Origin of the sequence: Myxococcus eversor (assembly GCF_010894455.1) — a bacterium.
Taxonomy (GTDB): domain Bacteria; phylum Myxococcota; class Myxococcia; order Myxococcales; family Myxococcaceae; genus Myxococcus; species Myxococcus eversor.
In genome coordinates this window covers 123,496-137,215 of record NZ_JAAIXY010000022.1, presented here as the reverse complement: position 1 = coordinate 137,215, position 13,720 = coordinate 123,496, and the positions used below count along the sequence as shown (strand labels likewise).

The 13,720-nt window shown below is 68.3% G+C and carries 12 protein-coding genes; 4 read left to right on the top strand and 8 right to left on the bottom strand.

Annotation, left to right across the window (positions count from 1 at the left end; all coding sequences use genetic code 11):
* Positions 1 to 18: 18 nt before the first annotated feature.
* The 5 genes from G4D83_RS35575 to nth all read right to left on the bottom strand — a co-directional run bounded on the left by G4D83_RS35575 (position 19) and on the right by nth (position 7,496).
* Positions 19 to 579, bottom strand: a complete 561-nt coding sequence (locus G4D83_RS35575) for a hypothetical protein (protein ID WP_163869340.1) — start codon at positions 577 to 579, stop codon at positions 19 to 21.
* An 80-nt stretch (positions 580 to 659) separates the two neighbouring features.
* The gene (gene xdhB / locus G4D83_RS35570) at positions 660 to 4,463 is read right to left on the bottom strand and encodes a xanthine dehydrogenase molybdopterin binding subunit (protein WP_205522799.1); all 3,804 of its coding nucleotides are present in this window, start codon (positions 4,461 to 4,463) and stop codon (positions 660 to 662) included.
* A 5-nt stretch (positions 4,464 to 4,468) separates the two neighbouring features.
* Complete coding sequence (gene xdhC / locus G4D83_RS35565; RefSeq protein ID WP_163869338.1) at positions 4,469 to 5,302, bottom strand: xanthine dehydrogenase accessory protein XdhC; 834 nt, start codon at positions 5,300 to 5,302, stop codon at positions 4,469 to 4,471.
* Between the two features lie 148 nt (positions 5,303 to 5,450).
* Positions 5,451 to 6,773, bottom strand: coding sequence for a DUF418 domain-containing protein (locus tag G4D83_RS35560; RefSeq protein ID WP_163869337.1), 1,323 nt, complete (start codon positions 6,771 to 6,773; stop codon positions 5,451 to 5,453).
* A 90-nt stretch (positions 6,774 to 6,863) separates the two neighbouring features.
* Positions 6,864 to 7,496 (bottom strand): endonuclease III, encoded by a 633-nt coding sequence (gene nth, locus G4D83_RS35555; protein WP_163869336.1) that lies wholly within the window; start codon positions 7,494 to 7,496, stop codon positions 6,864 to 6,866.
* 428 nt (positions 7,497 to 7,924) lie between these two features.
* Here nth and G4D83_RS35550 point away from each other — a divergent pair, with 428 nt between their 5' ends.
* The gene (locus G4D83_RS35550; RefSeq protein ID WP_163869335.1) at positions 7,925 to 8,233 is read left to right on the top strand and encodes a hypothetical protein; all 309 of its coding nucleotides are present in this window, start codon (positions 7,925 to 7,927) and stop codon (positions 8,231 to 8,233) included.
* Between the two features lie 88 nt (positions 8,234 to 8,321).
* Here the strand turns inward: G4D83_RS35550 and G4D83_RS35545 are convergent, their stop codons facing one another.
* The gene (locus G4D83_RS35545) at positions 8,322 to 9,488 is read right to left on the bottom strand and encodes an acyl-CoA dehydrogenase family protein (protein WP_163869391.1); all 1,167 of its coding nucleotides are present in this window, start codon (positions 9,486 to 9,488) and stop codon (positions 8,322 to 8,324) included.
* 503 nt (positions 9,489 to 9,991) lie between these two features.
* On the opposite strand from G4D83_RS35545, the gene G4D83_RS35540 reads away from it, so the two are divergent.
* On the top strand, positions 9,992 to 11,437 hold the full coding sequence (locus G4D83_RS35540) for an ice-binding family protein (protein ID WP_163869334.1): 1,446 nt from the start codon (positions 9,992 to 9,994) through the stop codon (positions 11,435 to 11,437).
* 95 nt (positions 11,438 to 11,532) lie between these two features.
* On the opposite strand, the gene G4D83_RS35535 is transcribed toward G4D83_RS35540, so the two are convergent.
* Both G4D83_RS35535 and G4D83_RS35530 read right to left on the bottom strand, forming a co-directional pair.
* On the bottom strand, positions 11,533 to 11,967 hold the full coding sequence (locus G4D83_RS35535) for a DUF6624 domain-containing protein (RefSeq protein ID WP_163869333.1): 435 nt from the start codon (positions 11,965 to 11,967) through the stop codon (positions 11,533 to 11,535).
* A 162-nt stretch (positions 11,968 to 12,129) separates the two neighbouring features.
* Positions 12,130 to 12,675 (bottom strand): hypothetical protein, encoded by a 546-nt coding sequence (locus tag G4D83_RS35530; RefSeq protein WP_163869332.1) that lies wholly within the window; start codon positions 12,673 to 12,675, stop codon positions 12,130 to 12,132.
* Between the two features lie 227 nt (positions 12,676 to 12,902).
* Between G4D83_RS35530 and G4D83_RS35525 the strand changes: the two genes are divergently transcribed.
* Together G4D83_RS35525 and G4D83_RS35520 are read left to right on the top strand one after the other, a co-directional pair.
* Positions 12,903 to 13,274, top strand: a complete 372-nt coding sequence (locus G4D83_RS35525) for a hypothetical protein (RefSeq protein ID WP_163869331.1) — start codon at positions 12,903 to 12,905, stop codon at positions 13,272 to 13,274.
* Between the two features lie 10 nt (positions 13,275 to 13,284).
* A complete protein-coding gene (locus G4D83_RS35520) occupies positions 13,285 to 13,701 on the top strand; it encodes a hypothetical protein (RefSeq protein WP_163869330.1) in 417 nt (138 codons plus the stop codon).
* Positions 13,702 to 13,720 lie beyond the last annotated feature (19 nt).

Here is a 13,720-nt window from a genome sequence, read left to right as displayed (position 1 = left end):
GGCTTGATACAATGACTCTCAGACCCGCAGGAAGAGCTTCATTCCGTAACCATCGCACTCCGTGTCCTCGTCGGACAGGCCCAGCATGGGCGCGAGAATGGCGAACTCCTTCTCGCCCATGAGCCGGCGGATGGCATCGGGGTCTCCCTCCTGAAGCTCGACGAAATTCGAGAAGCGCCCAGAGACCTCGTAGTGCTCGTCATCACACTCCCATTCATGGTCGCCGATGAGACCGAGCTTCGCGGTGGCCCGTCCGTAGACCTGCGAATTGCCCGCGGCGTAGAAGCCGAAGAGGGCGCCTCGGAGCGCAACGTCCATATGCACCCGCAGGTCGCCTTCCAGATAGAGATGGCGGGCATCGATTCGACCCGTGACGACGAGCTTGCCGCTCTCGTCCGTCCCGACGGCATCGCTGACCCTCAGATTTCCCAGAATCAGCAACGCCCCCCGCTTCACCTCAAGCTCCCCTTCGAGCGCCAGGTCTCCCTCGTGGACCCAGGTGTCACCGTTGAGGAACGTCGCGTGCTCCTCGAGCACGAGTTCCGCGATGTCTCTGGCCCTCCGAAGCCGAGGCTTCAACGACTCCAGTGTATGTGTCGTCACATTGCTCGTGCTCTCGTGTGGTGAAAGGCGCCTCGTGGGAACGAGGCGCCCAGAGGCTACGCCGCGACCAGCCCGGTTTCCGCCTTGCTCCGAGCCTCACGCTTCTGGATGGCCAGGAACAACGCCTCGTGCGTGGCAGGGGAGGCCAGCTCCACCTCTCCGCCCGGAGCCCCGAACGCGCCCACCGCGTCCCGCAGCGCCTCGCGCACCGACAGCGCCAACATCAGCGGCGGCTCTCCCACGGCCTTGCTGCCGTGAATCGTGTTGTGCTGCCGCGCCCGCTCCATCAGTCGCACGCGGAAGTCCACTGGCGCATCGCTGAACGCAGGCACCGGATACGTGCTGGCCGAGTGCGTGAGCAGCCGTCCCTTCGCGTCCCAGCGCAGGTCCTCGCCCGTCAGCCAGCCCGTGCCCTGGACGAAGCCGCCTTCAATCTGGCCCCGGTCCACGCCCGGATTGAGCGAGTCGCCCACGTCCTCCAGCAGGTCCACGCGCAGTACCCGCTTCATGCCCGTGTGGCCGTCCACCTCCACCTCCGTCACCGCCGCGCCATACGCGAAGTAGAGGAACGGCTTCCCCCGGCCCTTCGCCTTGTCGTAGCCGATGCCCGGCGTCTGGTAGTAGCCCGTCACCGAGAGCCCTACGCGCGCCATATATGCCGCATCCACCACCTCCGCGAAGGACACGGACGCATCCTTCACCCCGACGCGCCCGTCGTGGAACTCCAACGCCTCCGGCGCCACGGTGCGCCCATGTCGCTCCGCCAGCAGCTTCACGGCCACCGGCGCCAGCCGCCCCCGCAAGGTGACGCACGCCTCGCGCACCGCCGCGCCATTCAGGTCCGAGCCCGAGGAAGCCGCCGTGGCAGATGTGTTGGGCACCTTGTCCGTCACCGTCTTCGCCACCCGGATGGCTTCCGCCGGCAATCCCAGCTCGCGCATGGCCACGCCCTGAATCTTCGTGTGCAGGCCCTGGCCCATCTCCGTGCCGCCGTGCGACAGCATCACCGAGCCGTCCCGATACACATGCAGCAGCGCGCCCGCCTGATTCAGGAATGTCGCCGTGAAGGAGATGCCGAACTTCATGGGCGTCATCGCCAGCCCGCGCTTGATGCGCGGTGAGCCCGCGTTGAACTCCTCCACCTCCCGACGCCGACGCGCGAAGTCCGACGAGTCCTTCAGCTCACGCCACAGGTGCGGAAGCCGCTCGTCCTCAATCTCCTGCCCGTAGTGCGTCGTGTTCGTCTCACCGGTGCCCCGGTAGAAGTTCCGCTCGCGCACCTCCTCCGGCGGCAAACCCAACGTGCGCGCCACGCGGTCGAGGACCTCTTCGCCCACGAGCATGCCCTGCGGTCCACCGAAGCCGCGGAAGGCCGTGTTGGACACCAGATGCGTCTTCGCCACGCGGCCCGTGTAGCTCATGGCCGGGACGTAATAGGCGTTGTCCAGGTGGAAGAGGGCGCGGTCCGTAATCGACTCGGACAAGTCCAGCGACCAGCCCGCGTTCGACACGAGCTGCGCGCGCAGGGCGAGCAGCTTGCCCTGCTCGTTGAAGCCCACGTCGAACGTCGCATGGAACGGATGACGCTTGCCCGTCACCATCATGTCCACGTCCCGGTCCATCATCCACCGCACCGGTCTGCCCGTGAGCCACGCGGCCAGCGCGACAATGGCCGCCGGCGAGTTGCCCTGCGTCTCCTTGCCACCGAAGCCGCCGCCCATGCGCGGGGACTGCACCACCACTCGGCTGCGCGGCAGGTGCAGCACGTGGGAAATCACCGCCTGCACCTCGGAAGGGTGCTGCGTGGAGGAGACCACCGTGACGTCGCCGTCATCGCCCTTCTCGGCGTAGGCCGCCTGGGTCTCCAGGTAGAAGTGCTCCTGTCCGCCCATCGTCACCGTGCCCGACAGCCGGCGCGGGCTCGCCGCGAGCGCCGCGTCCACGTCGCCGCGCCGGATGACGTGCGGCTCGGTGTGGTAGCTGCCCTGCGCGATGGCGTCTTCCACGGTGAGGACGGCCGGCAGCGGCTCGTACTCCACCACCACCTGCTTCGCGGCCTCGCGGCACGCGTCGATGCTCTCGCCCACCACCACGGCGACAATCTGCCCGTGGAACAGCACCTCGTCCTTCGCCAGGAGCGGCTCGTCGTGGCGGATGGGTCCCGTGTCGTTCATCCCCGGGATGTCCTCCGCGAGCAGCACCGTCACCACGCCCGGAAGGGCCCGTGCGGCCGTCGCGTCCCTGCGCAGGATTCGCGCGTGCGCATGCGGCGAGCACACCGGCCACACCTCCAGCATGGGCCGCGACTGAGCCACATCATCCACGTACTTCGCGGCCCCCGTCACATGGCCCAGCGCGCTCTCGTGCCGCAGCACACGGCTGGCGTCCGCGGGCGCCTCGGCGTGCCCGGAGATGAAGCCCGGTGCCGCGTCCAGCGAGGGACTCTGCTCCCCCGAGTAGAACTTCTCGAACAGGCTCACGATGAGCCCGCGTCGATACTCCGCGCTCCCGCGCAAGTCGCTGATGGGGGACAGCTCGCCCGCGAGCACCGGCAGCGCCTTGTCCACCGTCTCCCGCGTCCACGGCTGTCCTACGAGCATCTCCTCGGTGCGCCGCGCACGAATCGGAGTGGCCGCCACACCGCCGTAGCCGAGCCGCGCCGCGCGCACCACACCGCCCGCATCCAGCTCCACGCAGAAACCCGCGGCGACGATGCTGATGTCCAGCTCCCGCCGCTTGGACACCTTGAACGAGTCGGATACCCGCTTGAGCCCGCTGTCCGCCGAAGGCCCATGTGGAATCACGATGAAGCGCACCACCTCGTCCACCTGGAGCGCCGTCTTCCGGTACGCGAGGAAGAAGTCCGACAGCGCCACCGTCCGCTCGCCCTTCACCGACGACAGCACCATCCGCGCATCCAGCGCGAGCAGCACCGGCGCCAGATCGCCAATCGGCGACGCCGTCACCAGGTTGCCGGACAGGGTGGCCCGCTGGCGAATCTGGCGCGAGGCGAAGACGTTGAGCATCTTCCCCACCTCGGGAACGTCCTTGCCGAGCGCGTCCTCCAGCTCCACGAGCGATGCCGCGCCTCCCACGTACCAACCGTCTGCTTCACGGCGGATGGCGCGCAGCGACTCCACGCCCTCGGTGGAGATGAGGAACGGATAGCGCCGGGCCTTCTTGGTGATGTCCACGCCCAGCTCCGTGGCGCCCGCCACGAGCAGCGCCTCCGGGTGCGCGGCCTTCAGCGCGAGCAGCTCCTCCCACGACGTGGGCCGCAGGAACTTCTGGCCGCCGGCCTCATAGCTCAACGCCGACACCGGAGAAGCAGGGCCCCCGAGCGGCGTGCCCGGCAACGGCTGCAAGCCCACCGCCGCGTCACGCGCCGCGAGCGCCTCCATCATCGCGTCGCGGATGGGCCGGTAGCCGGTGCAGCGGCAGATGTTTCCACAGAGCTGGTCCGCCACGGCCTCGGGAGTACAGACCTCCGGCCGCGAGTACGCCTCCGCCATGGAGACGATGAAGCCCGGCGTGCAGAAGCCACACTGCGAACCGTAGTGCTTCACCATCGCCTGCTGCACGGGGTGCGGCTTCTCTTTCGAGCCCACGCCCTCCACCGTCACCACCTCGCGCCCGGCCACCATGGGCACCAGGGTGATGCAGCTGTTGAACGCGCGCAGGCAGCGGTTGCCCTGGGCGTCGCGGTCCACCATCGCCACGGTGCACGCGCCACAGTCTCCCTCGGCGCAGCCCTGCTTCGTCCCCGTGGCGCCCCTGGCGCGCAGGAAGTCGAGCAGCGTGGTGTTGGGCGACACGTCCGCGACGCGGACCAGGCTCCCGTTGAGCCGGAACTCGAACATGGTGCTCATTCTCCAGACGAAACCCCGCGCAGGCGGGGCGGCTCCGAGGCGGATGGCTCGGGGCGGGTTTCAACGAAAGGGTGGTGGTGGAGCTGGAGCAGTCCCGCGGCGATGCTCACCGCGACCTCCTGGGGCGACTTGCCCCCCAGCTCCAGCCCCATGGGGCACTGCACCCGGCTCAAGAGCGACGTGGGCACGCCTCGCGCTTCCAGTCGCTGCCGGAAGCGCGCCCACTTCGTCTTGCTGCCGATGAGGCCGATGTACCGCGCCGGCTTCTCCAGCGCGGCGGCGATGATGTCCTGGTCCAGGTCATGCCGGTGCGTCATCACCGCGACATACGTCCGGCGCGCGTCCCACACGGCCCCCGCCACGAAGTCCTCCCAGGACTCCTCATGGCGAGCCACCGCCGAGGGCACGCGCTCGCCATGGAGCCACTCGGGGCGCTCGTCCACCAGGTGCACGCGGAAGGGCGTCCCCTCCAGGATGCGGCACACCGCCTGGCCCACGTGCCCGGCTCCGAAGAGGTACAGGCGAGGCCCGTGGTTGACGGGCTCCACGAAGACGTCCACCACGCCCCCACAGCACTGGCCGAGCTTCGCGCCCAGCGGATATCGATAGGTGCGGGACTCGCCGCGCTCCAGACAGGCCCGCGCGTCGGCGAGCACGAGCTGCTCCAGGTGTCCGCCGCCCACCGTGCCGTGAAACGCACCGTCCCCACGCACCAGCAGCTTCGCGCCGGGCTCGGCGGGGGTGCTTCCCTGACACGCTGTAACGGTGGCCACGGCGAAGGGCGCATCCTCGCGCGCCCACTCGCCCAGCTGGCGGACCCAATCCCACATGGTCCCTGTGAGTCTGCCACACCCGGAGTCCGCCGGGGGATGCTCCCGTCCTGGAGTCCGAGGGCTGGACGGCGGCTCGGTGTCCGAGCCACCCCCTCCAGAGGTGCGGAGGGGCCATCCCCAGAGGGAAGACGCCCCTGTCAGGGGCTCAGCTCGTCGCCACCGCCCCGCCAGCCGCCTCGGTGCTCCGGCGCATGGGCTGGGCCTTGCCGTACGTCAGCGAGCGCCACACCCACTCCATGGGCCCGAAGCGGAAGCGCGCGAGCCACAGGTGGCTCGCCACGATCTGCACGGAGAAGACCCCCAGGCAATAGAGGATGGACAGGCTGGGCGTCAGCTTGGCGACGAGCCCCAGGCCGTAGCCGTAGAACACGAGGATGCTGATGACGGACTGGCTCAGGTAGTTCGTGAGCGCCATGCGACCCACCGGCGCGAGCACGGACAGCAGCCGCTGCCACGTCGCGCGCTGGAAGAGCAGGGTGATGCCCGACACGTAGGTGGCGGCCATGCCCAGCTCGCCCATGGCCCGCACCGGCGCCAGCGCCATGGGCACCCACACCGGCAGCGTCTCCGGGGTGATGACCTTGCGCAGCACGAGTTGCTGGAGCACCACGCCCACGCTGCTGCCGAGCAGCCCCAGCCCCAGCCCCCAGAAGAACAGGCGGCGGAAGAAGGCCAGGTGCTGGGGTGCGTCATGGAACAGGCGCTTGCGGCCCGCATAGAAGCCCAGGAGGAAGCGGCCCAGCAGCGCCAGCGCGTTGACGCTCATCATGAGCAGGAACTCGCGGCGCCAGAAGTACAGGCCGGCCTTCGCCACCGCCCACCAGTTCCCGTTCTGGAAGACCGACAGGGTGTCCGCCTTGAGGGCCGCGCCGCGCTCCATCTCCACCTTCGCCAGCTCGGCGGCGGCCTCCGGCGAGGCGGCCATCAGCTGCGGCAGCTTGAAGAGGACCGCGCTGACGATGGGCCACACGAAGAGCAGCACCGCCGCCACCTTGAGAATCGTCCGGTCCTCCCGACGCCGGAACCACAGCAGCGACAACCCAATCAGGGCGTAGTTGCTGAGGATGTCCCCGTACCAGATGAGCGTCAGGTGGGTGAGCCCCAGGAGGAGCATCACCGCCAGCCGACGGACGTACACGCGGGTAATCGGCGAGCCCCGCGCCTCGGCCCGCCCCAACTGCACCGCGAAGCCGAGCCCGAAGAGGAACGAGAAGATGGTGATGAACCGCCCGCTCACCAGCGTCGTGACGACGGGCAGCAGAATCTTGTCGAGCAGCGTCCCATTTGCGAACAGCGCCTCCAACTGCTCGCGGGGGACGAAGGCCCGTCCGCTGAACCACATGAAGGTATTGGAGATGAACACGCCGCAGAGCGCGAAGCCGCGCAGCGTGTCGAGCAACACCAGACGCTCGCCCGAGTCGACCGGACGTGCCTCCGGGGTGGTCACCGCGGATGGTGCAGGAGTCATGGGTTCGGAAAGAACGTCCGAACCCGCGTTTCATTGCCGGTATTCCACGGCAGCGGTGGATTGCGAGCCCTTCCCGAGGAGCAGGTGGGTCTACACGCCGATGCGTGGGCAGACATCCTTCACGATGCACTCGTCGCACTTGGGCTTCTTGGCGGTGCAGGTGTAGCGACCGTGCAGGACGGTGGCGGGGCCGAAGAAGGTCCACGCGTCCTGGGGCACCAGCTTCATCAGGTCCTCTTCAATCGCCTCCGGCTTGTCGTGCTTCGTCAACCCAAGGCGCTGGCTGACGCGGGCGACGTGGGTATCGACGATGATGCCGGACGCCAGGTTGAAGGCGGTGTTGAGGACCACGTTGGCCGTCTTGCGCGCCACGCCGGGCAGCGTCACCAGCTCGTCCACGGTGCGGGGGACCTCGCCGCCGAAGTCCGCGAGCAGCGCGCGGCTCATGGCCTGGACGGACTTGGTCTTCTGCTTGAAGAATCCGGTGGGCTTGAGGTCTTCCTCCAGCTCCGCGGTGTCGGCGTCCGCGAAGGCCTGGGGGCCGGGGTACTTGGGGAACACGGTGGCGGTGACGCGGTTGACGCGCTCGTCGGTGCACTGCGCCGCGAGGATGGTGGCGACGAGCAGCTCGAACGGCGTGGACCAGTTGAGCTCGTAGCGCGCGTCAGGGTGCTTCTCACGCAGGCGCTCGAGGAGGAGGGCGGCTTTCTCAGCGGGTTTCATGGGGTGGGGAGGACATCCTACCCGGGATGTCTGACAGACACGGCCCCGGAAGTGGTGGCGCGGTGCACGCCGGAGAGCGCGCACTCCACTTGACTCCTCGAAATGTCGGTGCAGGGCCGCGCTCATCCCCAAGCGCTGGCGTGTCGCCGGCGAGCGGGGTGAGGGGGGACCTGGACTTCATGGGCGGCGGATTCCATGTCCCTGGGATGACGACGCGTGGTGGCAAGCAGCATCCAGGGTGCCCCGCGGTTCAATGTTCCGCCTGGCTTGGAGATGCGGTTGGCGCGGGGAGGCGAGGCGCCCAAGTGTTATGTGCCATTCCATGCTGCGTGCGGGCGGTTGAGTGGAGAGGGATTCTCGGGCAGTGTGGGTTTGGATTCCGCCGCGAGGAAGTCCGAATCGATTGCATGTGAATGCAAGGAGGCGCCATGGCTGGAATGTCGATTGCTGTGATGTTTTCGATGGGTGTGTTGTTGGGCGCGGGAGAAGGTGTGGTCGAGCCAGCCTCGTCGGCTGAGCCGCGGGTTTCGGGCGACGACACGGACTTCCGCTGCACCGAGAGCTACTGGGTCTACTATTACAGTGACTCGACCTATGTGACGCTCGTGGGAGAAGGATACTGTCAGTGCAATCGTATCGCTGTGCTCGTCAGCGGGAGGACGAGCCAGTATACGCAGTACTCCGCGTATGAGACGTGTCTGGATTCGGCTCGGGACTATGTGACGCCGAGAGAGTGAGGGGCTCGAATTTGAGGTCGTGCTGCTCGTACTGCCGCCGGAGCACGACCTTCTCGATGCCCACCCGCGTGGTCCCCCGTTGGTCTCCTCAGCCGCGCGACTTGCGAGGCAGGGTGCCCATGGACTTGGAGATGATTCCGAGCATCACCTCGTCGGCGCCGCCACCGATGGAGCCCAGGCGCAGGTCGCGATACGCGCGCGCCAGCGGGTTGTCCCAGGTGAAGCCCATGCCACCCCAGTACTGGAGGCAGCCGTCGACCAGCTCGCGAGCGAGCCGGCCCGACTTGAGCTTGCACATCGAGGCGAGCTTCACCACCTCCGGGTCGTCCTTGTTCTCGATGTACAGGTCCACCGTCCGGTAGATGAGCGCGCGCAGCGCCTCGACCTCCGTCTGCAACTCCGCGAGCCGGAAGTGCACCGACTGGTTGTCCAGAATCGACTGTCCGAAGGCCTTGCGCTGGCGCGCGTACTCGGCCGTCTGCGCGATGAGCCGGTCGAAGGTGACCAGGTTGCTCGCCGACACGAAGAGCCGCTCCTCCTGGAACTGCTGCATCTGCATCGCGAAGCCGCGCCCCTCCTCGCCGATACGGAAGCGCGCCGGCACGCGCACGCCGTCGAAGAAGAGCTGCGCGGTGTCGGACGCCCACATGCCCAGCTTGCGAATCTTCGAGCGGGTGATGCCCGGACGGTCCATGGGCACGATGATGAGCGACTTGTTCGCGTGCGCGGGTCCGTCCCCCGTGTTGGCGAGCAGGCAGACCCAGTCCGCCTGCATCCCGTTCGTAATCCACATCTTGCCGCCGTCGATGACGTAGTCGTCACCGTCCCGGCGCGCGGTGGTCGTCACGCTCGCCACGTCGGAGCCCGCCCCGGCCTCGCTCACCGCGATGGAGCACACGCGGTCCCCGGCGAGCGTGGGCGTGAGGAACTCCTGTCGCAGCGCGTCGCTCCCGAAGCGGGCGAGCGCGGGCGTGGCCATGTCGGTGACGACCCCAATCGCCATCGGCAGCGCGCCGCAGGTGCAGTGGCCGAGCTCCTCCGCGAAGGCGACGGAGAACGACGCATCCAGCCCCAGCCCGCCGAACTCCGGGGGCTTGGTGATTCCGAGCAGCCCCAACTCACCGAGCTTCTTGAACACCTCTCGCGCCGGGAAGAGCTCCGCGGCCTCCCAGGCGTCCACGTGCGGGTTCAGCTCCTGCTCGACGAACTTGCGGACCGTCTGACGGATGGCGCGGTGTTCCTGGGTCTGCGGCATGAACTTCCTCGGGGGCTGGGGAGCGTCCATCGCACCTCCCACGCCAGTGGGTCCCGAGTCTGTATCTCCCATCCCCGGGAAAGCAAGCGCGACTGCTTGTTTAGGGGGCACGGCGCCATCCCCGCGCGAGCCGCGGAGAGGGACGTCCGCCTTGGAGGTGTGCTTGAGGCGGTCTGCATCCAGGTCTTTGCCGTGGGATTGGGGCACGTTTAAGTGAGACCGCCACGCGCTTTCCCGTCACGAGAGACCGCATTCTTGTACCCGTCGCACTGGCTTTCGGCGCCACGTCGCATAAAGGCTTCGTGGGGGGCGCCATCGGTCGCCGCTGCCCTCTTGTGTCGAGCACCCATCTGCCTTGACGTGAGCGTTTGCTGTCTTAGCTTGGGAGCAGAACCTTCCCTGGCGAGACTCGCTCGGGGCAAAGGCTTCATCCCCCACGAACCCGCCTGAACTGGAAGCGCATCACCGCGCTTCGTCCCGGTGGGTCCCCCCTCGGAGCCTTCTTGACTTCCTTTCTCTCCACTTCGCGCCACCCGTCCATTCAAAGCAGCCTCGCGACCCGGCTTGGCATCGTCCTGCTGACGCTCGCCATCACCGCCTGCGGCGGGACGGATGACCCCGCGCCGATGCCGGTGCCGAGTCTCACCGCGACCACTCCCGTGGACAGTGCGACCAGCGTTCCGCTCAACGCGACGCTCTCCGCCTCCTTCGACCTGGCCATGGAGGCCCTCACCGGGACGACCTTCACGCTGAAGCAGGGGACGACCGGCGTCACGGGAACCGTGGCGACCAGCGCCGATGGAAAGACGGCGACCTTCTCGCCCTCCAGCAGTCTGACCGCGAGCAGCGTCTACACCGCCACCATCACCACCGGAGCGAAGTCCGCGGAAGGCACCCGCCTCGCGGCGGCCCGCTCCTGGAGCTTCACGACGGGCGTGGCGGCGGACACCGCCCCACCGCAGGTCAGCTCGACGACCCCTGCCGCCGAGAGCGCCGGTGTGGCCATCAACCGGAAGGTCACGGTGAGCTTCAACGAGGCGATGGACCCGCTCACCTTCACCTCCGCCACCTTCACCGTCCGGCAGGGCGACACGCAGGTGCCCGGCACCGTGGTCTACGGCCCCGGTACCACCGCGACGTTCACCCCTGGGAGCGCGCTGGCCTCCAGCGCCATCCTCACGGCCTCGGTGAGTACGGACGTCAAGGGCCTGAACGGCAATCGACTGGCGAGTGCCTTCACGTGGAGCTTCACGACGGGCGCCTCGGCCGCCATGGGCCCCATGCCAGTGTCGCTGGGGACGGCCGGCAACTACGCCATCCTGGCCAAGTCGGGCGTCTCGACGGTTCCTGCTTCCTCGGTGACGGGCGACATCGGGCTCGGCCCGGCCGCCGCGAGCTACCTCACCGGCTTCTCGCTGGTCGCGGACGCCACGAACATCTTCGCGTCCTCCCCGCAGCTTGTCGGCAGGGCCTACGCCGCCAACTACGCGGTGCCGACGCCCTCCAACCTGACCACGGCGGTGGGCAACATGGAGGGGGCCTACACCGATGCCGCCAGCCGGCCGACGCCCGACTTCCTCGAGCTGGGTACGGGCGACATCGGCGGGAGGACCCTGGCGCCGGGGCTCTACAAGTGGACGAGCACGGTGACCCTCCCGACGAACGTGACGATTTCCGGCGGCGCGAATGACGTGTGGATCTTCCAGACCACGGGAGACCTCACGGTGGGCGCGGCCCAGCGCATCACCCTGAGCGGCGGCGCGCAGGCGAAGAACATCTTCTGGCAGGTGGCCGGCCGGACGACGATGGGCGCCGGCTCGCACTTCGAGGGCGTCCTGCTCTGCAAGACCGACGTCACGCTGGAGACGGGCGCGACGATGAACGGCCGCATCCTGTCGCAGACGCAGGTGGCCCTTCAGAAGGCCACTGTCACAGAGCCTCCCCGCTAGCGCCGGGACGCTGAACTTCGGGGGCAGGTCCACGTCACGGACCACCAGGCCGACGGGCCTGGTGGCGGTCTTCGTTTCGGGGCTCTTCGCGCGAGCTACTTCGGGCGCGCGTTCATCGTCTCGACCTTCTTCCGCGCCTCTTCCAGCGGGGGTACGTTCCACTTCGCGCGCTCCTCGTCGGTGATGGAGGGGTCCACGGCGTGCAGCTCCCACTTGCCTTCCACGACGCGGAACTGCGTCCCGTACAGCTGGGGCTTGCCGAGATGCATCAGCTCGCGGTCCTTCGAGGCCGCCGCGAGCCAGCGCGCGTGCTTGAGCGTCGGGTCCAGCTCCGCGGCCTTCACCGCGAGCGCGTGGGAGCGCTGGTAGTTGGCCACCTCCATGCCGTGTTGGAACACCATGGCCGCGTGGAAGTAGTCGAGCCCGACCTTCGCGCCGCCCGCATCCAGGATCTGCTGTACGCGCGCGCGGCGCGCCTCGTCCCGAGCGCTGACGGTCTTCCAGTCGAGCTTCGTGAGGTCCGGGCCCATCCGGTCGGCCTGGTCCGCCCGGTCGGCCTCGCCGAGCAGCCGCGCGCATTCGACAGCACTCGGCGCGCACTCATTCGTGTCGCCGGCCCTATCGCCATCAGTCCGCACGCGACGCGGGCACCCACTCCATGGCCACGGAGGGAGACTCCTCCTGGGGCTGAGCTAGTTCCAGGGATAGGACGGCTCGTAGGTGCTGCGGTCGCTCAGCTCGAAGGGGAGCTTTCCTGTCAGGACGAGCCCCACCTCACGGCCTCGCCGGACGCGGCCGGGGGCTCCGTCCGGGCCGAGTCCTCCGCCCTTGTCGCTCAGGGGGATGCCGATGCGCACGCCCAGGGACGCGTAGATGCCCGTGATGAAAGGGGTGATCTGCAGCCCCGTGGTGGGCAGGTGCTCCTGGGTTCCGGTGTGGTGGTAGACGCCCAGCTCCAGTCCGGCGAAGACAAGCGTGCCTTGGACGCCGCCGGCGAGGCGGGCGTGTCCCTGGGGCATCCACTGGGCCTGGGCGAAGGCCCCCACGCTGTGGACGTCGTTCAACCAGTTGAGGGTGGTCTCCAGCCCCAGTCCGAAGCGGGGTTGGTCCGTGAGGTCGTTGACGCTCACGAGTGGGCCGACGGTGAGCCAGGTTTCATCCTTGGGGAAGGAGACCTGGGCCCGCGACGCGAAGGGGAGGAGGACGAGGAGGAGGGCGGGGAGGAGACGTGGGGACATGGTGTGCTGGAGTTGCAACGCGCGGACCCCGAAAAAGGCTTGGCGGAGATGGGGCTGGGGCGTGTGCGGGGACGCGCCGAGGCGCTGGGCTGTGCAGTCGCGTTTACATCTGCATCAGGACTGTGCAAGGAGTTGCTCGCTCTCGAGACGGAGGCGTTCCTCGGCGGATGAGCGACGCTGGCCGGCGAGGGGACATGGGTATGACAGTCGAGCTACCGTGCGGCCCCATGAGCGAAGCGGTCGCGAGTGAATCGTCCCCCCAGGTCTCCCAGCGCGGAGGCGGTTTCATCACCGGTGCGGCCATCATGCAGGCCCTGGTGGTCCCCTACCTGCTGCTCGCGGGACTCATGGCCGCCGAGATGTCCGCGCTGCTGTCCACGGCGCTGCTGGCCCACGGAGTCGTGGTGGCCGTCGCGGCTGGGTTCCTGTTCCGCCGCAGACTCTGGGCCTGGCGCCTGTCGGTGGCCCTCGCGACCCTGGCCTTCATCGTGGGCGCGGGCGTGACGTTGATGCCGCCAGCCTGGGTAGGGGCAATCCATGCAGCGGGCGCAGCCGCGCTCCTGGGCCTCCTGCTCGCGGGCCGCCCCGCCGTCGCCTGAGTCACCGCGCATGACGGAGCATCCTCACGAACTCGACCTGACGAAGCTTCCCCAGCTCCGCTCGGAGGAGGTGAAGCTTCTCTGGGTCTCCGACTACTGGGATGGCCCCCTCGAGGGCATGGCTGAGTACCGCGGCGAGCGATGCTTCTATGTCGTCGCGGAGCCAGACCTCATCGGCGCGCGCGATGAGACGCGGCGGTGGGTGCTGTACCGACTGACTCCGGAGCAGCTCCGGGAGGAGGAGCGCTGGCAGGCCCTCTTCGTTCTACACGTCGGCGCTCATTGGGATTTCACGGGGACCCCGGCGCCTGAAGGAACGCATCCTCATCCAGAGCGGTTCTACGAGCCCTATCGAGCCGAGTACCACCCGCCTCTCCTGGGGCCAGGGCAGGCGCTGGGGTGGGTTGAGTCCTTCGCCTCCTCGTGACAGCCAGTCCTACGCCGGG

What these genes read in the sequence shown, in the direction of transcription:
- G4D83_RS35525 (WP_163869331.1), top strand. Translation starts at nt 12,903, where the DNA reads ATGAGCGAAGCGGTCGCGAGTGAATCGTCCCCCCAGGTCTCCCAGCGC.
- G4D83_RS35535 (WP_163869333.1), bottom strand. Translation starts at nt 11,967, where the DNA reads ATGGGCCCGGACCTCACGAAGCTCGACTGGAAGACCGTCAGCGCTCGG.
- G4D83_RS35550 (WP_163869335.1), top strand. Translation starts at nt 7,925, where the DNA reads ATGGCTGGAATGTCGATTGCTGTGATGTTTTCGATGGGTGTGTTGTTG.
- G4D83_RS35530 (WP_163869332.1), bottom strand. Translation starts at nt 12,675, where the DNA reads ATGTCCCCACGTCTCCTCCCCGCCCTCCTCCTCGTCCTCCTCCCCTTC.
- xdhC (WP_163869338.1), bottom strand. Translation starts at nt 5,302, where the DNA reads ATGTGGGATTGGGTCCGCCAGCTGGGCGAGTGGGCGCGCGAGGATGCG.
- xdhB (WP_205522799.1), bottom strand. Translation starts at nt 4,463, where the DNA reads ATGTTCGAGTTCCGGCTCAACGGGAGCCTGGTCCGCGTCGCGGACGTG.
- G4D83_RS35545 (WP_163869391.1), bottom strand. Translation starts at nt 9,488, where the DNA reads ATGCCGCAGACCCAGGAACACCGCGCCATCCGTCAGACGGTCCGCAAG.
- nth (WP_163869336.1), bottom strand. Translation starts at nt 7,496, where the DNA reads ATGAAACCCGCTGAGAAAGCCGCCCTCCTCCTCGAGCGCCTGCGTGAG.
- G4D83_RS35520 (WP_163869330.1), top strand. Translation starts at nt 13,285, where the DNA reads ATGACGGAGCATCCTCACGAACTCGACCTGACGAAGCTTCCCCAGCTC.
- G4D83_RS35560 (WP_163869337.1), bottom strand. Translation starts at nt 6,773, where the DNA reads ATGACTCCTGCACCATCCGCGGTGACCACCCCGGAGGCACGTCCGGTC.